The 514-nt window shown below is 56.0% G+C and carries 1 pseudogene; it reads left to right on the plus strand.

The annotated features are described in order from the left end of the window. Window positions 1–332, plus strand: a pseudogene (locus tag HBO41_RS29425) (hypothetical protein); the annotation flags it as partial. Between the last annotated feature and the right edge of the window lie 182 nt (window positions 333–514).

The raw sequence follows: 514 nt of genomic DNA on the forward strand, positions 1-514 counted from the left end.
CCCCCCAAATCCCTGTCAGATTCCGGCCATCGTGTTTGACGGGGCGATTTCAGATCAAGATCAAAAGCGCAGATCAAAAGACCGCTGACTTCGTCATCGAAAAGGATGTAAGAGCCAGAGCAACAGCAACAGCAACAGCAACAGCAACAGCAACAGCAACAGCAACAGCAACAGCAACAGCAGAGCCATACTCGGTCAAAGGTGGGAGCTGGCTTGCCTGCGATGGCATCAACTCGGTGTACCTGACGCACCGAGGTGTCTGCATCGCAGGCAAGCCAGCTCCCACAGAAAAGCAGATCCCAGGTGTATGCAAATCCGCTTTTCGCTTTTGATCTAACCACTCAGGTCGGCTTTCAGGCCGCCGTGCTGTAGATCTTGATCTTGATCTGCTTTTGATCTGAGGCGCCCCGTTAACCACGATGGCCGAACGCAGGCTTGAATCCGTGGGTAACCCGGCAGGACGCCGGGTTAGCCGCGCTGGGCCAAGGATGGCCCATCGCGGCGGCCCCTCAAT

The organism is Pseudomonas sp. WS 5146 (assembly GCF_012985495.1).
In the GTDB taxonomy this organism is placed as follows: Bacteria; Pseudomonadota; Gammaproteobacteria; order Pseudomonadales; family Pseudomonadaceae; genus Aquipseudomonas; species Aquipseudomonas edaphica.